Origin of the sequence: Pseudomonas caricapapayae (assembly GCF_001400735.1) — a bacterium.
GTDB lineage: Bacteria > Pseudomonadota > Gammaproteobacteria > Pseudomonadales > Pseudomonadaceae > Aquipseudomonas > Aquipseudomonas caricapapayae.
Genome location: NZ_LJPW01000054.1, coordinates 1 through 18,906 on the forward strand (window position 1 = coordinate 1; position 18,906 = coordinate 18,906).

15 protein-coding genes are annotated in these 18,906 nt (G+C 57.3%); 11 read left to right on the forward strand and 4 right to left on the reverse strand.

Annotated features, from left to right (window positions below; translation table 11 throughout):
- On the forward strand, positions 1 to 605 hold a 605-nt coding region (locus tag ALO80_RS07200; RefSeq protein ID WP_055008446.1), incomplete at its 5' end, for an ABC transporter permease.
- Positions 606 to 636: 31 nt separating this feature from the next.
- Positions 637 to 2,232 (forward strand): gamma-glutamyltransferase family protein, encoded by a 1,596-nt coding sequence (locus ALO80_RS07205; protein WP_055008447.1) that lies wholly within the window; start codon positions 637 to 639, stop codon positions 2,230 to 2,232.
- A gap of 53 nt (positions 2,233 to 2,285) precedes the next feature.
- On the opposite strand, the gene ALO80_RS07210 is transcribed toward ALO80_RS07205, so the two are convergent.
- Positions 2,286 to 3,611: an NAD(P)/FAD-dependent oxidoreductase gene (locus ALO80_RS07210; protein ID WP_055008448.1), complete on the reverse strand. Its 1,326-nt coding sequence runs from the start codon at positions 3,609 to 3,611 to the stop codon at positions 2,286 to 2,288.
- Positions 3,612 to 3,687: 76 nt separating this feature from the next.
- Entirely contained in the window at positions 3,688 to 3,960 is a 273-nt protein-coding gene (locus ALO80_RS30580; protein WP_144434209.1) for a hypothetical protein, read from the reverse strand.
- Between the two features lie 213 nt (positions 3,961 to 4,173).
- Between ALO80_RS30580 and arnB the strand changes: the two genes are divergently transcribed.
- The 8 genes from arnB to ALO80_RS07250 are packed head-to-tail and all read left to right on the forward strand — an operon-like array spanning position 4,174 to position 12,994.
- Entirely contained in the window at positions 4,174 to 5,322 is a 1,149-nt protein-coding gene (gene arnB, locus ALO80_RS07215; RefSeq protein ID WP_055008449.1) for a UDP-4-amino-4-deoxy-L-arabinose aminotransferase, read from the forward strand.
- Complete coding sequence (arnC, locus tag ALO80_RS07220) at positions 5,319 to 6,332, forward strand: undecaprenyl-phosphate 4-deoxy-4-formamido-L-arabinose transferase (RefSeq protein WP_055008450.1); 1,014 nt, start codon at positions 5,319 to 5,321, stop codon at positions 6,330 to 6,332. Before arnB ends, arnC begins: the two co-directional genes overlap by 4 nt.
- Positions 6,329 to 8,320, forward strand: coding sequence for a bifunctional UDP-4-amino-4-deoxy-L-arabinose formyltransferase/UDP-glucuronic acid oxidase ArnA (gene arnA, locus ALO80_RS07225; protein WP_055008451.1), 1,992 nt, complete (start codon positions 6,329 to 6,331; stop codon positions 8,318 to 8,320). The genes arnC and arnA overlap by 4 nt, the downstream gene beginning before the upstream one ends.
- On the forward strand, positions 8,317 to 9,201 hold the full coding sequence (gene arnD / locus ALO80_RS07230; RefSeq protein WP_162491668.1) for a 4-deoxy-4-formamido-L-arabinose-phosphoundecaprenol deformylase: 885 nt from the start codon (positions 8,317 to 8,319) through the stop codon (positions 9,199 to 9,201). The genes arnA and arnD overlap by 4 nt, the downstream gene beginning before the upstream one ends.
- Positions 9,201 to 10,850, forward strand: coding sequence for a lipid IV(A) 4-amino-4-deoxy-L-arabinosyltransferase (gene arnT, locus ALO80_RS07235; RefSeq protein ID WP_055008453.1), 1,650 nt, complete (start codon positions 9,201 to 9,203; stop codon positions 10,848 to 10,850). The genes arnD and arnT overlap by 1 nt, the downstream gene beginning before the upstream one ends.
- Complete coding sequence (gene arnE, locus ALO80_RS07240; protein ID WP_054984215.1) at positions 10,847 to 11,191, forward strand: 4-amino-4-deoxy-L-arabinose-phosphoundecaprenol flippase subunit ArnE; 345 nt, start codon at positions 10,847 to 10,849, stop codon at positions 11,189 to 11,191. The genes arnT and arnE overlap by 4 nt, the downstream gene beginning before the upstream one ends.
- Positions 11,192 to 11,217: 26 nt before the next feature.
- Positions 11,218 to 11,622: a 4-amino-4-deoxy-L-arabinose-phosphoundecaprenol flippase subunit ArnF gene (gene arnF / locus ALO80_RS07245; RefSeq protein WP_055008454.1), complete on the forward strand. Its 405-nt coding sequence runs from the start codon at positions 11,218 to 11,220 to the stop codon at positions 11,620 to 11,622.
- The gene (locus tag ALO80_RS07250) at positions 11,600 to 12,994 is read left to right on the forward strand and encodes a UDP-glucose dehydrogenase family protein (protein WP_055008455.1); all 1,395 of its coding nucleotides are present in this window, start codon (positions 11,600 to 11,602) and stop codon (positions 12,992 to 12,994) included. Before arnF ends, ALO80_RS07250 begins: the two co-directional genes overlap by 23 nt.
- A gap of 33 nt (positions 12,995 to 13,027) precedes the next feature.
- On the opposite strand, the gene ALO80_RS07255 is transcribed toward ALO80_RS07250, so the two are convergent.
- The gene (locus ALO80_RS07255; protein ID WP_055008585.1) at positions 13,028 to 14,506 is read right to left on the reverse strand and encodes an ArnT family glycosyltransferase; all 1,479 of its coding nucleotides are present in this window, start codon (positions 14,504 to 14,506) and stop codon (positions 13,028 to 13,030) included.
- Positions 14,507 to 14,998: 492 nt separating this feature from the next.
- Between ALO80_RS07255 and ALO80_RS07260 the strand changes: the two genes are divergently transcribed.
- Positions 14,999 to 17,428 (forward strand): lectin, encoded by a 2,430-nt coding sequence (locus ALO80_RS07260; protein ID WP_055008456.1) that lies wholly within the window; start codon positions 14,999 to 15,001, stop codon positions 17,426 to 17,428.
- Between the two features lie 243 nt (positions 17,429 to 17,671).
- Here ALO80_RS07260 and ALO80_RS07265 read toward each other — a convergent pair whose 3' ends face one another.
- Positions 17,672 to 18,691: a hypothetical protein gene (locus ALO80_RS07265; RefSeq protein ID WP_055008457.1), complete on the reverse strand. Its 1,020-nt coding sequence runs from the start codon at positions 18,689 to 18,691 to the stop codon at positions 17,672 to 17,674.
- Between the last annotated feature and the right edge of the window lie 215 nt (positions 18,692 to 18,906).

Here is an 18,906-nt window from a genome sequence, read left to right on the forward strand (position 1 = left end):
CCCGCAGCTCGCTGCTGGCGGGCGGTGTCTCGGTGGCCATCGCCATGTTCGTCGGCGTACCGTTGGGGCTGCTGGCAGGCTATTTTGGGGGCAAGCTGGACATGATCATTTCACAGGTCATGGAAGCGCTGCTGTCCTGCCCTTTTCTGGTCCTGGCCATTGCTTTGGGTGCCTTTCTGGGCCCAAGCCTGTCCAACGCGATGATCGCCATCGGCTTGTCCGCCATGCCGATCTTTGCCCGACTGACCCGCGGCCAGGTGCTGTCGATCAAGCATGAGGATTATCTGGAAGGTGCCCGCGCCATCGGTCTGCCGGATCGCTGGATTATCCTGCGCTACGTCCTGCCCAACGTCATGTCGCCGCTGGTAGTGCAGGCAACGCTGACCATCGCTTCCGCGATTCTGGCTGAAGCCAGCCTGTCGTTCCTTGGCCTGGGCCAGCAACCGCCGTCGCCGTCCTGGGGATCGATGCTCAATACTGCGAAGAATTTCATGGAGCAGGCTCCGTGGATGTCGATTGCGCCGGGTGTGGCGATCTACATCACGGTCCTGTGTTTCAACCTGTTGGGTGACGGCCTGCGCGATGCGCTGGACCCCAAGGGCTAAACCTTTCGTCTTCTGTCAAAGAGAAACGCTTATGTTCGATGATCTGGATTACAGCCAACCCTACGCTTCGGCTCGCTCGCCGGTGATGGGCAGCAACATGGTCGCTTGCTCCCAGCCTCTGGCCGCTCAGGCCGGGCTGGACATGTTGCGCCGTGGCGGCAACGCAGTGGACGCCGCGATCGCAGCGGCCATGGTGCTGACCGTGGTCGAGCCCACCGGTTGCGGGATTGGCAGCGATGCCTTCGCCATTGTCTGGGACGGTAGCAAACTGCAAGGCTTGAACGCTTCCGGCCGCGCGCCACAAGCCTGGACCCCTGAATACTTCGAAGGCCAGAGCCAGATGCCGCAACGCGGCTGGCCTGCGGTCAGCGTACCGGGTGCGGTGTCGGCCTGGGTGGAGCTGTCAGCGCGTTATGGCAAACTGCCCTTCGCAGCTCTGGCCGAACCGGCGATTGGCTATGCGCGCGATGGCTATCAAGTCACGCCGATCATCGCCGAGCTATGGAAACGCGGCTCGCATCTGCTCAAGGACCAACCGGGCTTTGCCGAGTGCTTCATGCCAGGTGGCAAGGCCCCCATGGCCGGGGAGAAAATCCAGCTCAAGGACCACGCCCGCACGCTGGAGCTGATCGCGCAGACCAAAGGGGAAGCGTTTTATCGCGGTGAACTGGCGCAAGCGATCATCGCTCATGCCAACGTCAATGGCAGCGTAATGAGCCTCGACGATCTGGCGACGCACACAGTGGACTGGATCGACACCCTGTCAGTGCCATACGCAGGTGCTGTGGTTCACGAACTCCCACCGAATGGCCAGGGCATTGCGACCCTCGCCGGCCTGACCATGCTCGAAGCACTGGGCGTCGGCGAGCACCCGGTGGACAGCCTTGAGACGGTTCACCCGGTGCTCGAAGCAATGAAGCTGGCGTTGGCCGACCTCGACGAACATGTCGCCGACAGCGATCACATGCGCGTTCCTGCAATGGATTTACTCAACAAGGCATACCTGATGGAGCGCGCGGGACTGGTCACCGATCAGGCCGCCAACCCCGGGCACGGTTCGCCAAAACCGGGCGGCACGGTGTACCTGTCAGCGGCAGACGAAAACGGCATGATGATCTCGTTCATCCAGTCCAACTACATGGGCTTCGGCTCGGGTGTCGTTGTACCCGGTACGGGGATCAGCCTGCAGAACCGCGGCGCAGGCTTCTCTCTGGATCCGCAGCACGTTAACTACGTTGCACCGCGCAAGCGCCCGTTCCACACGATCATCCCCGGTTATGTCATGAATGCTGACGGCACGCCGCTGATGTCATTCGGCTTGATGGGCGGCCCGATGCAAGCGCAGGGCCACTTACAGATGATGATGCGCATCCTGCGCTATAAGCAGAACCCTCAAGCCGCCGCCGATGCACCGCGCTGGAGGATTGAATCCGGCCTGAAAGTGGCAGTGGAGCGTGCGTTTGACCCTGAAGTGATCAACGCATTGCGCGCCAAGGGGCATGACATTGATGTCGAAGAACCAAGCGGTGTATTTGCCTTTGGCGGTGCCCAGATTATCCAGCGCACCGCGCATGGATATGTGGGCGGGACTGATCCAAGGAAAGACGGACTGGTCGCGGCTTATTGATCGAACGCTGCGCGCGGGCCAGGGCGCGCAGCTGCTCACATTGCCCAACCCGCTCAGAAGTCTGCGACCTTGCCCCAGGCCGAGGTGTTGAAACGGTCCGGGTGATACGGCCGAGGATCGACGATGGGTGTGACGCCACTGACGATGTCGGCAATCAGATGGCCAGCACCTGGCCCAATGCCGAAACCGTGACCACTGAACCCGGCTGCCAGCACCAATCCTGGAAGGCTGGCCATTTCTCCGATTCCCGGAACACCGTCAGGCGTGCTGTCAACGTAGCCTGCCCAAGCCGCAGTAACAGATGACTGGCTGAGAAACGGGACGAGTTCTACCGCACGCCTGTAAGTCAGCTCGACAACCTTGAGGTCTGCCCTGGGGTCGAGAATGCGCGTTCTTTCCATCGGCGTCGTCTCATCCAGACGCCAGCGCTTCCAGCTTTCATGACCGGCACGTATGCCGTCGAGCCCGCCAGGCGCAAGGTTGCGCCACCTGCGCTGAAACATGGGCAGGAACTTCGTGGCGAAACCCAGTAACTGGGGTGTCACGTCCACTCGCCCTCTTCCGCTGATCGCCAGCGTGTAACTCCCGTCAAAGCGGCGTGTCATGGAGACACCGGCCGTGTGCAATGCGCTGGGCAGTTCGTGACAAGGTGGAGAAACGGAAAGCACGGTCTGGCGGACGGTGGCCTGAGGAAAACGGATGCTGTACTGGCGGCAGAACGAAGACGCCCAGGCACCCGCCGCAAGGACTGCAATGCGAGTGCGAATGCTGCCTTTTTCAGTGACAACTGCCGACAGTCGACCGCCCTGAGTCTCTATGCCACGTACGGCGCATCCCTGATGGACCGAGCTGCCCAGCGCCATGATTGCACGAGCAACTGCTGGCGCAGCACGGGAAGGATCGGCGATACCGTCAGTAGGTGAAAAGACACCTCCCTTCCACTGTTTGCCCGTGACTTTGGCGCGCTCGGCAGCTTGTTGCGCGCTCAGCATATGCGTCTTTACGTTGACGCTGCGGGCAAACTCACCCCAGCGCGCCCAACCGGCAAGCTCTGCCTCGCTATTGCTTAAATAGAGCAGACCGCATCGCGTGAAGCCTGTCTGCTCACCTGTGTCTGCGCTGAACTGCTCCCATAATTCAAGGCTTTTGGTCGCCATTGGAAGCTCGCGTGCGTCTCGATTCTGCTGCCGACACCAGCCCCAGTTGCGGCTCGATTGTTCAGCGCCGATCCGGCCCTTTTCGACCAGGGCGACGTTCATGCCGCGCCTGGCCAGGTAATAGGCTGTAAACGCGCCAATGATTCCCCCGCCAATCACGACCACATCGGCCTCGGTCGGCAGATCGGAGGAAGTTTCTACAAACGCCAAGGGTGCAGGCATAGTTGAAGATCCATTGAGAGTCGATGGGGGCGACTACTCGATACTCAAGCAGGGGCACCATGACTTTATTACACCATCATGACGCACAATAAAAAGAGTGATACGCAGCGGCATTTGTTATAAACCACTGTTTTAACCCATTGACCCGGCACACTCTGCCGGCACCGCCGTTTTCTGCGCCGAGAGACAGTGTATTTAATACGCTGCGGCGCTTATTTTTAAACAGCGATATAACGCGATATAAACAGCCAACCGTAGCACGGCGAACCTGAACTTCAGCTGTCCATTCACCACTCGTTAAATTAAATCTGTGCAGCACATTAATAATTTTACATAGAGCCATTGCCATATTGCCACCGTAATAAATCAGCCCCTACCCTATGCCTTGCGAACGATAAAAAGGAATGAAAAACCGACACATTGCCCACACTATTTTTATAAGTTGGCGACTACCGTTGCGGTACAAGTCTCTTAATAAGCACTGTCCGGGGTCGGACACTTTTGTTTTGCGTTCACCTGTCCGCGGCTTGAATTGTCCTGCCGAAAAATGAGGAAGCTATAGATGAGCACAGCGTTTCTTGCCTTTTCACGGCCGTCCATCGGTGATGAAGAAGTTGCTGCGGTGACGCGCGTGCTGCGTTCCGGATGGATCACGACCGGACCGGAATGTCAGAAGCTCGAGGAGCAATTCGCCGAACGGGTTGGCGCACAACACGCGGTTGCGTTGTCGTCCGCCACCGGGGCGATGCATATTGCGTTGCTGGCACTGGGTGTAGGGCCTGGTGATGAAGTGATTACGCCGTCGCAAACCTGGGTGTCGACCGCCAACATGATCTGCCTGTTAGGGGCCACACCGGTTTTTGTCGATGTCGACCGAGACACCCTGATGAGCAGTGCAGCACTGATAGAGCCAGCCATCACACCCCGAACCAAAGCGATCATACCGGTACATTACGCTGGAGCCGCATTCGACCTCGATCCGCTTTATGCAGTGGCAAACCGACACGGCATCACCGTGATCGAAGACGCGGCGCATGCAGTCGGGACTGGCTACAAAGGCCGTCCGGTCGGCAAGCAGGGCACTGCGATATTTTCGTTTCATGCAATCAAAAACCTGACCTGTGCCGAAGGTGCGATGTTCGTCACTGACAATGCCCGACTGGCCGATCAGGTGCGCCAGCTTAAATTTCATGGCCTTGGGGTCGACGCTTACGACCGCCTGACTCTGGGTCGCAAGCCCCAGGCCGAAGTCATGGAACCCGGCTTCAAATACAACCTGGCCGACATCAATGCCAGCATTGCGCTGGTGCAGCTGCAACGCCTTGATGCAATCAATGCAAAGCGCCATGCGCTCGCCAGCCATTACCTCGAACGGCTGGCTGCAAGCCCTGTGCTGCCTCTGTCCCTGCCCCGCCATGCCCAGCACCATGCATGGCACCTGTTCATTCTGCGCATTGATCGCGAGCGTTGCGGGCTGGATCGCGATTCGTTCATGAAGGCTTTGCAGGTCCGGAACATCGGGACCGGCATCCACTTCATCGCCACTCACCTGCACAGCTATTACCGCAAGCGATTCCCTGATATCTGCCTGCCCGACACCGAATGGAACTCATCAAGACTGTGCTCTATCCCCCTGTTCCCTGACATGACGCTCGATGATGCCGAGCGGGTTGTCGGTGCCATCGAATCGATCGTGGAATCCAGCCATTGAAACCGTATCCAATCAAGTTCGTGTCTGTCGTCATTCCTGTCTACAACGAACGACAGAGTCTGCCCGAGCTGTTGCGGCGCACTGAAACAGCCTGCGAGCAACTGAATCACCGGTACGAAATCGTCCTTGTGGATGACGGCAGCCGTGACGACTCGGCAGAGATCCTGCAGCAGGCTGCAGATCGGGCCGGCAGTCCCTTCGTTGCGGTCATACTGAACCGCAATTACGGTCAGCACGCCGCAATCATGGCCGGATTCGAGCAATGCAAAGGTGACGTGGTGATCACCCTTGATGCCGATCTGCAAAACCCTCCCGAAGAAATTCCCCGTCTGGTGACGCTCGCCGAACAGGGATACGACGTGGTCGGCACCGTGCGCAACAATCGCCAGGACTCTGCCTGGCGACGCTGGCCATCAAAACTTATCAACCTGGCGGTGCAGCGTTCCACCGGCGTGGCCATGAGCGATTATGGCTGCATGCTGCGGGCGTATCGACGCACGATAGTCGATGCGATGCTGGCATGTCGGGAGCGCAGCACCTTCATTCCGATCCTGGCAAACAGCTTTGCACGGCACACGACCGAGGTGCTGGTCGACCACGCCGAACGCGAACATGGCGATTCCAGATACAGCCCGATGCGTCTGGTCAACCTTATGTTCGACCTGATCACCTGCATGACCACTACGCCGCTGCGCCTGCTCAGCATAATCGGCTTCAGCATGGCGTTTCTCGGTGTTCTATTCGCTGCCGTACTGATCGTTCTGCGCCTGATTTTCGGGGCGTCATGGGCCGGTGACGGCACTTTTGTGCTGTTTGCCGTGCTGTTCGTATTCACCGGGGGACAGTTCATCGGCATGGGACTGCTGGGTGAGTACCTCGGCCGGATGTACAGCGATGTCCGTGCGCGCCCGCGTTTCTTCATCGAAAAGATCGTGCGCAGCTCGTCGAGTATCGCCGCCGACAGCATTGATTCCTCTGTAACTCCCTATACAAACAAGGTTGCGCCATGAGTCCTAAAGCTGTCGTTTTCGCTTATCACGATATTGGCTGTGTCGGCCTGCAAGCATTGCTGGGCGCAGGTTATGAAATCGCTGCAGTGTTTACTCATGCCGACGACCCCAGGGAAAAAACCTTCTTCGGCTCTGTGGCTCAGTTATGCGCTCGGCATGGCATTCCAGTGCATGCGCCTGAAGACCCGAATCATCCATTGTGGGTGGAGCGCATCGGCAAGCTGGCCCCGGATTTCATTTTTTCCTTCTATTACCGCCAGCTTCTCGGCGATGCGTTACTGGCCTGCGCAAAAAAAAGCGCATTGAACCTGCACGGCTCGCTGTTACCACGCTATCGCGGACGTGCGCCGGCGAACTGGGTCTTGGTCAACGGCGAAAGTGAAACCGGCGTAACCCTGCACCAAATGGTCAAACGTGCCGATGCAGGGCCGATACTCGCTCAGCAGCGGGTCTCGATCAGTGCTACCGATACGGCCTTGACGCTGCATGGCAAGCTGCGTGAAGCGGCTGCCGACCTGCTTGGCGAAACATTACCGCTGCTTGCCCACGGGCAACTTTCAGGCACGCCTCAGGACGAAGCCCTTGCAACCTGCTTCGGTCGCCGTACGCCGGCCGACGGCTTGATCGACTGGGCGCTTCCGGCCACCCAGCTATACAACCTGATCCGTGCGGTGACACAGCCCTACCCTGGCGCATTTTACCCCGTAGGCGAGAACAGGCTGATTGTCTGGGCTGCCCGTGTCGAAGCACGGAGCGCTGGCGACAGACCTGGTACGGTCATCAGCCAAGACCCGCTACGTATTGCCTGCGGCGAGGGTTCGCTGGTGATCGATGCAGGGCAGCGCGGCGGCAACGGCTTATACCTCAGTGGCGCGCAGCTGGCTCGCGAGTTCGGTCTGGTGCAAGGCTCGCAACTGATGGATACAGAGAAGCGTCGCCCGGCCCGCCGTACACGTGTGTTGATTCTTGGCGTCAACGGTTTCATAGGCAACCATCTTTCAGAGCGTCTGTTGCAGGACGATCGTTACGAGATCTACGGCATGGACATCGGTTCGGACGCCATCGAGCGTTTGCGCACCAAGCCGAACTTTCACTTCATCGAAGGTGATATCAGCATCCATACCGAGTGGATCGAGTATCACATCAAGAAATGCGATGTGGTATTGCCCTTGGTGGCAATCGCCACGCCGATTGAATACACCCGCAATCCACTGCGGGTGTTCGAGCTGGATTTCGAAGAAAACCTGAAGATCGTCCGTTACTGCGTGAAATACAACAAGCGGGTTATTTTCCCGTCGACGTCTGAAGTCTATGGCATGTGCCAGGACGCCAGCTTCAACGAAGACACCTCGAATCTGGTTGTTGGCCCGATCAACAAACAACGCTGGATCTACTCAGTGTCCAAACAACTGCTGGACCGCGTTATCTGGGCCTACGGGCAGAAAGGCTTGCAGTTTACCCTGTTTCGCCCGTTCAACTGGATGGGTCCCCGTCTTGATCGACTGGACTCGGCGCGTATTGGCAGCTCCCGGGCCATCACCCAACTGATTTTGCATCTGGTGGAAGGCACGCCGATCCGGCTGGTGGATGGCGGAGCCCAGAAACGCTGTTTCACCGACGTCGCCGACGGCATCGAGGCGCTGGCGCGGATTATTGAAAATCGCGATGGCCGCTGTAACGGTCAGATTATCAACATCGGCAATCCCGACAATGAAGCCAGCATCCGCCAGTTGGGTGAGGAACTATTGCGCCAGTTCGAAGCGCACCCGCTGCGCGGCAACTTTCCGCCGTTTGCAGGATTTCGCGAAGTTGAAAGCCAATCCTTTTATGGCAAGGGTTATCAGGATGTCAGCCACCGTAAACCGAGCGTCGACAACGCCCGGCATTTGATTGGCTGGACTCCCGGTATCGAGCTGGGCGAGACCATCGGCAAAACCCTGGACTTCTTCCTTCGCGAAGCCATGGCTGAAAAGGCGGGCCAGCGCTGATGCACGCAGGCCTGAGAATCGATGTCGACACTTACCGGGGCACCCGCGAAGGCGTGCCAAGACTGCTGGACATACTTGACGAAGCCAGACTCAAGGCGACGTTCTTTTTCAGCGTCGGTCCCGACAACATGGGGCGTCATCTGTGGCGCCTCGCACGTCCCGCGTTTTTCTGGAAGATGCTTCGCTCCAGGGCAGCGAGCCTGTATGGCTGGGACATTTTACTGGCGGGCACTGCCTGGCCGGGTAAACCGATCGGACGGGACCTTGGCCCGCTGATGCGCCGGGCGCTGGATGCAGGTCACGAGGTCGGCCTGCATGCATGGGATCATCATGGCTGGCAAGCCAATGCCGGGCGCTGGAACGACAGACAGTTGACCGCACAGATACACCGGGGCGTCGATTGCCTGAGCGACATTCTGGGCAACCCGGTGATCTGCTCGGCAGCAGCAGGCTGGCGTGCCGATCAGCATATCGTGCAGGCCAAACAGGCTTTCGGCTTCCGCTACAACAGCGACTGCCGCGGCACCAGCCTGTTTCGACCAGAACTGGCCGATGGCAGCCTCGGCGCACCTCAGATTCCGGTGGACTTGCCAACCTTCGATGAGGTGGTGGGCCCGCAACTCCAGCCGGGAGCGTTCAACGACTATATTCTCAGCCGTTTTTCTGCGCGAAAGCTCAACGTTTACACGATTCACGCTGAAGTTGAGGGCATCCTCATGGCTGATGGCTTCAGGCAGTTGTTACGGCAAGCCAATGCCCGGGAAATCCACTTCAAACCGCTGGGCCGACTGCTGCCGGAGTCTATTGAAACGCTGCCTTGCGGACACCTTGTTCGCGGCCACTTGCCCGGTCGCGAAGGCTGGCTGGGGGTACAACAGTGATGCACTGCAGACACCGTGACTGCGCACTGCTGTTACTGGCGTTCGCGCTGGCTTATCTGCTGCCACTTGGCTTCCACGGTTTGTGGATTCCCGATGAAACCCGCTATGCCCAGATCAGCCAGGAGATGCTGCACAGCGGCAACTGGATCGCGCCGCACTTCATGGGGTTGCGTTACTTTGAAAAACCGGCTGCCGGCTACTGGCTGATTGCCCTAGGCCAGGCGGTCTTTGGCGAGAACCTGTTCGGTGTGCGCATCGCCTCGGCGTTAAGCACAGGTTTAAGCATCTTGCTGGCCTACCTGCTGGCAGGAAAAATCTGGGGCGACCCGCGCAAAAGTTTTGCCAGCGCTCTGCTGTTCATGAGTTTCGCTTTCGTCGCCGGCCAGGCGGGTTACAGCAATCTCGATCCACAATTTACCCTCTGGACCAACGCCACGCTGGTAGCGTTCTGGTACGCCGTGCACAGCATCGGCCGCGCCCGTCTGATTGCCTGGGCGCTGGTCGGCGTAGCCTGCGGCATAGGCTTCATGACCAAGGGGTTTCTGGCCTGGGCGCTACCGGTCATCATCACCCTGCCCTACATGCTGTGGCAAAGACGCCTGGCTGAGCTGTTCAGGTTCGGCCCGCTCGCGGTGGCGATTGCCGTTGCACTTTGCCTCCCCTGGGCACTGGCCGTGTACCGGCAAGAGCCTGACTACTGGCGCTACTTTTTCTGGCACGAACACATTCGCCGATTCGCCGGGGACAATGCGCAACATGCCCAACCCTGGTGGTTCTATCTGCCTCTGCTGGTGGCGGCCTGCCTTCCGTGGGCAGCGCTGCTGCCGACGACGCTGAAGCAGGCGTGGCAACAAAAGAGTCGGCCCGAGACTGCCTTCCTGCTGATGTGGCTGGTACTGCCGCTGGCATTTCTGAGTCTGAGCAAAGGCAAATTGCCGACCTACATACTGCCTTGCCTGTTGCCTGTAGCGCTGCTGATGGCCGATGCCCTGGTCGAATGTCTCAATCAGGGCCGGGGCACGGCGTTACGCGTTAACGGAATACTGAACGCGACAGTGACGTTTCTCGGGCTATTGGCGCTGATTTACCTGCAATTGAAACAGCCCGTGTACCAAAACGAACCGATGCACTTGCTGCTGGCGGTCATCGTGCTTGTCGGGTGGACGCTCACCAGCACCCTGCAGGGCATCCGGCCCCTGACCTTCTGGGCCATGCCGGCAGTGGGCAGCTGGTTGCTGATCGCATTGCTACCCACGGCGCTGCCAAATGAGGTGGTGTACAACAAGACTCCCGACCAGTTTATCGCCAGACATCACGCGGAGCTGGCAGCCTGCACACATTTGCTGAGCAACGATCTGGGCGCTGCCTCTGCGTTGTCGTGGCGTTTGAAACGACCGGAAATCGCCCTGTTCAATACCTGGGGCGAACTGGAATACGGCCTGGGTTATCCGGACGCGCAGAGCCGCAAAGTCCGTTTGCAGGACATCGACACCTGGTTGGCTAACGCCCGCAGCGACGGCCGGGTCGGCGTCATCATGCGTGGCAGGAGCGATGAAGAGCAGCAAGAGCTTGAGCGACTTCCCAAGAGCAGCATGCGCTACGAAGAAGGCAACCTGGTCATCCTCATTTACGAGAAGTCAACATTATGACCTGGCTGATGCTGCTGAGCGCATGCCTGCTGACGTGCCTGGGCCAGATCGAACAGAAGTACGCAGTGGAAGGCTGGCGCGGTGCATTTCCCGGCGTGCTGACTGCACTGCGCTCGAAGCGGCTCTGGCTGGCGATGGTCTTCCTCGGGCTGGGTCTGCTGACTTGGCTACTGGTACTGCAACGCATGGAGGTAGGCATCGCTTATCCGATGCTGGGCCTCAACTTCGTACTGATCACACTGGTGGGTCGCTATGTTTTCAAAGAGCCGGTTGATCCGCAACACTGGCTTGGTATCGCGCTGATCCTGGTCGGTGTACTTCAGTTGGGGCACCAGGCATGAGCCGCCGCCGCGCGATCATGTGCGCCATGACCAGCGTTGGCCTGGTCAGCGGCGCGCAGTTAGGCATGCGCTGGAGCATGAGCCGCCTGCCCTCGCCCGGACAGTGGCTCAACCTGCAGGCTGCCGCGCAGGTTGAGTCCGGCGCTGTCGCCGTCATCTGCGTCTCGATCACGGCCTATGCACTCTCCATGCTTTTCTGGCTGCTGGCCCTTCGCGATTTACCTCTGAGCCGTGCCTATTCGTTGCTCAGTATCAGTTATGCGCTGGTCTATACGCTGGCCGCTGCACTTCCATTTTTCAACGAGACGTTCACGGTATCGAAAACTGTGGGTGTCACGCTGATCGTGACAGGTGTCCTGACCATCAACCTGCGCCGCATTCCCAGCTCACCCACTCAGGATCTTTCCCATGAAAATCAGCGTTTTCGGTAGCGGATATGTAGGCCTGGTACAAGCGACCGTACTTGCCGAAGTCGGCCATGATGTTGTCTGCATGGATATTGACCAGGCAAAAATCGATCAACTGCGTCAAGGGCAGGTGCACATTTACGAGCCTGGCCTGGCCAATCTCGTACGCGACAACCTGGACCATGAGCGCCTGCACTTCACCACCGACGAACAACTGGCGGTGGTCCACGCCGAGGTGCTTTTCATTGCGGTCGGTACGCCTTCCCGAATGGATGGTTCGGCCGATCTGAGCGGTTTTTTCGCGGTAGGCGAAGCCATCGCCCGACACCGACGCGAACCGCTGATCATCGTCGAGAAGTCCACCGTGCCGGTCGGCAGTGGAGATGCCCTGCGAGGCCATATCGACAAAGCGCTGCGTCACGCCGGTCGGTTGTTGCAATTCGATATGGTGTCCAACCCGGAATTCCTCAAGGAAGGCTCGGCGGTCAACGATTGTCGGCGACCGGACCGGATTGTCATCGGCTGCGAAAATGAAGCGGTGCGCAAAGTCATGCGTGAGCTGTATGCACCATTCAACCGCAATCATGACCGGATCATGTTCATGGACCTGCGCAGCGCCGAACTGACCAAATACGCCGCCAATTGCATGCTGGCGACCAAGATCAGCTTCATCAACCAGATCGCCGAGCTGGCGGAGCATCTGGGCGCAGACGTCGAGTCCGTGCGGCTGGGCATCGGTGCAGACTCACGCATTGGTTACGATTTCATCTATCCGGGTTGCGGCTATGGTGGCTCATGCTTTGGCAAGGACATTCGCGCGCTGATCCACAGCGCCAGAGAAGCCCACTGCTCCAACGACCTGTTGTCGGTCGTCGAGGCAATTAACGAGCGGCAGAAGAACAAACTGTTCGAGCGGGTCAATGCTTTTTATGAGGGCGACCTGCGCGGCAAGACATTTGCCTTGTGGGGCCTCGCATTCAAACCCAACACTGATGATATGCGCGATGCCCCCAGCCGTGTCCTGATGGAAGCACTGTGGGAAGCCGGTGCCAGCGTTCGGGCATTTGACCCGGAAGCCATGCAGGAAACCCAGCACATCTATGGTCATCGCAAGGACCTGATTCTCATGGGAACACCGGAATCGGCGCTCAACGATGCCGACGCACTGATCATCTGCACCGAATGGCAGCAGTTCAAAGCTCCGGACTTTGAGCTGATACAGCAGCGGCTCAGCGCGCCCGTCATCTTCGATGGCCGGAATCTGTATGACACGGAACGGCTGGCAAAACGAGGCTTCCACTATTTCCCCATGGGTCGAGGTGAATCGTGCGACCTGCCGATCCCGCAGAAACAGTGGACGCAGTACGACGACCTGGTCAGTGGCCAGGCCCTATAACAGCGCAGCGCCGATCACGATGCTGGGTGGCCGTCAGTTATCGACAGCCATTGGTGCCTGGCTGACAAAATAGTAACTACGCTCTCCGACCTTGACGCTGTCAATAATCCGCAGCGGTGGCCTCGGCACCTGCAGACTTTCCATGACGGCGACGTTTTTGTCGGCGTTTGCAAGAAAGCTGTTCAGTTGCGTGTCAGAAGCGAGTGTTTCAAGCAAGCGCTGGCTATAGAACACGCTGGCCCCTGCCAGCCGTTCACTGGGCTGGAACAAAGCAACCTGCCGTCCCTGCAACTGCAAGGCGTGAACCTTGTCGGTCAACGGCAGAAGTGACTGCCGGTCTGCTCGTGGTACCAGCCATAGGGCTGCGCTCAGATAACCTGCCGTAATCAGCACGACTCCCGCAGCAATGATTGCTTTTTGATTGCGACTGATAAGCGCCGCAAACGAAGAATCACTCGACCGAGCCTGCAATCGCTCGCCCAGAACAAATGCATACTCCGCTGCAATGACCGCCGCAGCGGGTGCCAACGACATCAGATAAACCATGCGTTTACTGGAAGCCAGCGACAACAGCAGGAACTGCGCACTCAACCACAGAGTGAAAAACAGCAGATAACGGTTGGCCATTAGCTGCTTGCGCAAGTGCCACAGTCCCAGATAAACCAGGACATTCCATGGCAAAAAGGCTTCGGGCAGTTTTGTCAGGTAATAATAGGCAGGCTCATAATGCCCCGCTTCTTCGAACGAACCACTGAAGCGGCCGACGCTATTGGTCCAGAGAACATCCTTCAAGGCCTGCACACCGCCTTGGCTATACAGGAAACACAACCAGCACAGCAGCGGGGTCAGGCCCAGCAACGTGAACATTGCCGGGCGCAGCCAATCAGCCAGTACCATGCGTTTGTGTTGCAAGGACTCGCACACTAGCACGGCGAAAATCACCACCCCCGGCATGGCCAGCCCCAATACACCTTTACTCAGGGTCGCCACTGCGATACCCAGCGCGAACAGCAACCAGGGCCGTATGGAGAATGCGTCGCTGCGCAATCGATTACTGGCGTGGAAGAATGCCAGCAATGCTGTAGCGACACCCAGAGCCAACAATGCGTCCTCGCCCACTTGCCGCGAATTGCTCCAGAAGCTGGCCTGCGTCGCGAGCATGAACGCGGCAACCCAAGCGACTGAAGCTGGTCGCCCGAAACGCCGCAGCATGCTGTACAGCAGCAGCACGCCAAGCAGCCCGGCACAGGCAGAAGCCAGCCTTACCGACCAAGGTTCAGGACCGAATATCCGAATAGCGGCTGCATCCAGCCACACACTCATCGGCGGTTTTTCCAGGAAAGGCTGATCGTTCAGCTTCGGCGTAATCCAGTTGCCGCTCAGGTGCATTTCCATGGCGATGCCAGCAACGCGTGGCTCTGTCGAATTCTGCAACTGGTGATTTCCCAGTGCGAAGAAAAACAGCAAGGCACTCAGCAGCAGCAATAACGGCGAAAGTATGCGTGAACTCATAGAAGTATACAGCCCATTGCTGCCCCTGCCGCCAGAAGGCACCAACGCCCTGGTATTCGTCATTCGGGGTTTGTCACCCTGACTCATCAATTCGCTCCGCATGCCTGACCTGTTCAGCAAACAGCGACTGTGCTGGCGCTGCCTGTTGGCAAAGGACAGGTTGATCAGCAAGACGTCGATGCCTGGTCAATGAGATATGAAAAATTGATCAAGTTGAGTGAAAGGATTTTCATGATTGTTCTTTCAGGCCGGTACGGGTCGCAGACTGGAAACCTCACGCCTCTACATTCGACACCAGCAGCGCACCGCTCATCGACTGAATCAAGTCATGTTGCGGAGCTGCTAATGTTATAGACACCATGACTTATCGTGGTGCATGCCCGGACTTTACCGATCCATTGGTTCAGCCCGGTGCTGAGGGTGAAGTCGTTTTGGAATAAGTAAAAATGAACGGCGTAAGGGATACTACGCCACCACGATACAGGGAGTGTCATGAAAACATTACTGGCGTTTGCGTACTTATCCTTGCTGTGTTTTTTTCATTCGAGTGCCTTCTCTGCAGAGATGAATCCTTATGAACAGATACTTAACACGTCTCACGGCACCTCCGCGTGTCTGGCGCTCGACAGTAACTTGAGCGCTGTGTCACTGCAGGAGTGTGACACCACAGACCGTCAGCAGTGGATTTTCATTTCATCGGGCAATATGCTTTATATAAAGAACAAAGCGCTGGGCGGGTCAGCGCAGGAAATTTGTTTGTTTGCGGTCAATCAAAGCAGCGTCAAAATGGCCACCTGCGCCAGCGCTGACAGTAATGACTACCAGTCCAAGCGGCTGTGGAGCCGAAACGGAAACACGCCAAGTGTATTGTCAAATAAATATATAGCTGATCTGGGGTTTGATAACTACCTGCGTCGCGCTGAAAACGAGCAGTTGGTATTTGGCAGTGCCAAAGAAGCCGCCGCAGAATGGACTATCACTCAACCTATTTATGAGGAGATAGTCAACACCGTTCGGGGCAGCGAAAAGTGCTTGACGCTGGTCGATGACGCGACCTCCGTGGCGCTGGAAACCTGCACAGGCCGACACAATCAGCAATGGCTTTTCACTCCAGTCGGGCCAAGGCTGTATATAAAAAACAAAGCGCTGGGCGAATTGCAGCAACAAATGTGCTTGTTTGCAGAGAATCAAAACAGCGTCAAAATGGCAACCTGCGCCAGTGCTGGCAGTAATGACTATCAGTCCAAGCGTCTTTGGAGCAGAGAAGGCAACACCCCAAGCCTATTATCAAATAAATACATTAGCGATCGAGGATATGACAACTATCTGCACAGCAATGCAGACGAGCAGTTAGTGTTCGGCAGTCCCAGGGACGACGGCGTGAACTGGATGATCGCCAAACGCTATGGGTATATCAGGAACGTTGAGAGGGGGCAGGAAACGTGTCTAGCGCTGTCTTCCAATAACGTCGATGTCGAATTTTCTCCCTGCAAGAGTGACCCCAGGCAAGACTGGCGGATGTCCTTGATCGCGGCGGGATACGACAAGCTGACCAATCGTTCATTGGCCGGCGGAGAAAGAGAAAAGTGTCTGGGCTCCACTGTCAAAATGATGGATTGTCAAGGCAGTGGTTATACCTCGCAACGCTCGTGGAGTTATAGCAGACCCCTGCTCGTCTCTGTGCCTGGTTTTATACTACGCAATAAATTCCGAAACGATCTGGGCGGCCAGGAGACGCTAGGTTTTTCAGGAGATACGGTCCAGATGGTACCGGCGATACAGTCGCCTGCAGTGACATGGCACTTCGAGCTGCAGGCCCCCTCCATACCCCAGCGCCCTGTCACAGGAAAAGAAAGTAAAGTTCTACTGCTGCATGCAAAATACAGTAATGAACCCGCTACCGACCTCGCAAAGGTTCAACAGGGCTTTGTGGGCAGCCCTGGCGATAACTATTCGTTCATCAACGCGGTTCGTATGGCCTCCGGCGGACAACTAACGTTCAAGGTGGATACGGTGACGGACCTGGACCTGGGTCCGCTACCTTCGGATTGCCCATCAACTGAGTTGAGGCATAAAGCCATAAACCTCGCGCGCGAAAGGGGATTTGACGCAAGCAGTTATAATTACGTCGCCGTCGAAATTCCTTCAACGTCATGCTCTTGGGCGGGGCTTGCTGCAATGCCGGGCTCTTGGGCCATGGGTAATGGTACGGGGTGGAAGCCGTGGATGTGGCAACACGAGTTTGGTCATAGTCTCGGCGGGCCACACGCGAAATCGTTGGAACGTTGTTCGTACCGTCAAAATGTTGTGCAAATCAGTGGCAATGAGTGCGTCGTCACTGACAGCGGTGATCCCTCGGATACCCTGAATGGCGGAGGGTCACGTCTTTATCCTATTCCTTATCTGTACTATGCAGGCTGGCTTACAGATCAACAGTTCACTGAAGTGATTAGAAATGGCAGGTATGAAATTGCCCCCTTATTTAAAGAAGCTACTGCCTCGGTTGTCAGAGGCTTACACCTGTATCGCAGCGATGGCAGTTATCTGACGCTGGAGTTTCGTGCGCTTTCACCAGGCTTTGAAAGCTGGTCCCCGGACGACCCGTTTGTCAACGGCGTTATTGTGAGAGTGGCTCGTTTTGGTCGCAACTCCGTCTCCAACACGCTCGTGGATACAACGCCAGACAGCGAGGGACGAATGAAAGACGCTCCATTGGTGCAAGGCAAGTCGTTAGACGATTTGCTGTCGGGGAAGCGCATCACCGTGATCGGCATTGCTGACAAAGGTGCGACGGTTGAGATCAGCGACCTCCCAAATAACGCGTTGTCAGCACATTTGCCTTTTGAGCGTTCCGCAATGATCCAGGCGGTAGAGCCACCCGAACAGGAAGTGGAAGGTGGAAAAGTGGGCCGTGAGCGATAAACGTCTGCGGCATCACTGGAAGTTACTGGCCTTTGAGTAGGGTGACCTCGGCCAGATTATAGCTGCGGGCGCCGACACCGGCGCCCTTGGATAGTGCGCAGAGTGAGTGCTCTTTACGTACAATGACAAACAGCTTTATGACACACCCAACAATACTGGATACATCAGAATCGGTACCCAGAAAAGAAAATGGGGAGCGATAAACGCTCCCCATCCGTTCAGATCTGAATACCGCGCATTACATCAAACCGCAGCAACGACCTTGGCTGGCGGCTGAGTACGGCGACCCAGTACACCTGCACCCGCCGCTACCAGACCCGAGATCACCAGAGTGATCAGCAGAATCCAGGCACCTTGCGAAACGCGCTTGGCAGTCACTTCAGCCGCTTCACGAGCTTTCTGTTCTGCCTGAGCTTTCAGCTCCTGGTACTTGGCATAAGCCTGACGGTAGCTGGCCTGGGCCTGATCGACGATCTGGTTGGCTTCGGCGTCAGTCTTGTTGCCGCGCGCCTTGATCAGGTTAACCAGCGCCTGACGATCAGCAGCGTCCCATGCCTGGTCGCCCTTGGCTTTGATACGGTCCATCAGGCCGCCCAATTGCTCATCGGCTTGCTGAGGATTCTGTGCGCTTTGTTTGGCAGTGTTCTGCGCATCTTCCTGAGTTGCCTGGGCTTCCTGCTTGACATTGTCCGGGTTCAGCTCAGGCTTGCCGGTTTGGCGCATCGCTGTTTCGATCTCGCCCTGAATGTCATCCAGGTTGAAATCGATTCCTTGAGCGCGCAGCTGATCCTGAATCTTGCCACCAACGGCAGGCGCCACCTGAGCGATACCGCTGCCCAGTGCCGACATACCGCTACCTGCCAGGTTAAGGCCACCGCGCACGACACCTGTCACTGCACTGGACACCAGATAGACCGTGATCAGCGATACGCTCGCCCACACCAGCAGACCATGAAAAGCGCCTTCGCGTTGAGCCAGACGGCCTGCCGCCCAACCACCGACGAACAGAGAAATAACCGAGCTGACCACTACCCAGATACCGGCACCCGTACCAATGCCGGACAGTGGATTGGCTTCCTGCATGGGATCGATACTGGCACTTCCGATTGCCGTCCCCAACAGATTCAACAGCAGCGAAACAACCATGGCCAGAACAACACCGGCCAGAATCGCACTCCAGGAGATTCGTTTAAGCAGCGGAGCCGCTGCATGAGTTTCGTGGTACACAGGGGCACCTGAGGCGATACGGTCGTCGCGAATCATAATAATAGTCCTTTGAGTCATTGGCAGTGAACGCACAAATGTGTGGCGTACACTTCAATGACCCAGACGGCGCTCAAGAAGTTTAAAACTTTTATAAACTTTTTTTCGCGCGCCCACCGGCCCATAAAATCGGTAACGATGTTGATCCCTATCAGAGGAACGTAACGTGAGAGCAACGCTCCAAGCGCCTTACAACTTTCCGCCTTGTTATCTTG

Excerpts from the sequence above, each read along its gene's own strand:
- arnA (WP_055008451.1), top strand. The coding sequence starts at position 6,329 with ATGAGTCCTAAAGCTGTCGTTTTCGCTTATCACGATATTGGCTGTGTC.
- ALO80_RS07265 (WP_055008457.1), bottom strand. The coding sequence starts at position 18,691 with ATGATTCGCGACGACCGTATCGCCTCAGGTGCCCCTGTGTACCACGAA.
- ALO80_RS07260 (WP_055008456.1), top strand. The coding sequence starts at position 14,999 with ATGAAAACATTACTGGCGTTTGCGTACTTATCCTTGCTGTGTTTTTTT.
- ALO80_RS07255 (WP_055008585.1), bottom strand. The coding sequence starts at position 14,506 with ATGAGTTCACGCATACTTTCGCCGTTATTGCTGCTGCTGAGTGCCTTG.
- ALO80_RS07205 (WP_055008447.1), top strand. The coding sequence starts at position 637 with ATGTTCGATGATCTGGATTACAGCCAACCCTACGCTTCGGCTCGCTCG.
- ALO80_RS07250 (WP_055008455.1), top strand. The coding sequence starts at position 11,600 with ATGAAAATCAGCGTTTTCGGTAGCGGATATGTAGGCCTGGTACAAGCG.
- arnE (WP_054984215.1), top strand. The coding sequence starts at position 10,847 with ATGACCTGGCTGATGCTGCTGAGCGCATGCCTGCTGACGTGCCTGGGC.
- arnT (WP_055008453.1), top strand. The coding sequence starts at position 9,201 with ATGCACTGCAGACACCGTGACTGCGCACTGCTGTTACTGGCGTTCGCG.
- ALO80_RS30580 (WP_144434209.1), bottom strand. The coding sequence starts at position 3,960 with ATGGCAATGGCTCTATGTAAAATTATTAATGTGCTGCACAGATTTAAT.
- arnB (WP_055008449.1), top strand. The coding sequence starts at position 4,174 with ATGAGCACAGCGTTTCTTGCCTTTTCACGGCCGTCCATCGGTGATGAA.
- arnF (WP_055008454.1), top strand. The coding sequence starts at position 11,218 with ATGACCAGCGTTGGCCTGGTCAGCGGCGCGCAGTTAGGCATGCGCTGG.
- ALO80_RS07210 (WP_055008448.1), bottom strand. The coding sequence starts at position 3,611 with ATGCCTGCACCCTTGGCGTTTGTAGAAACTTCCTCCGATCTGCCGACC.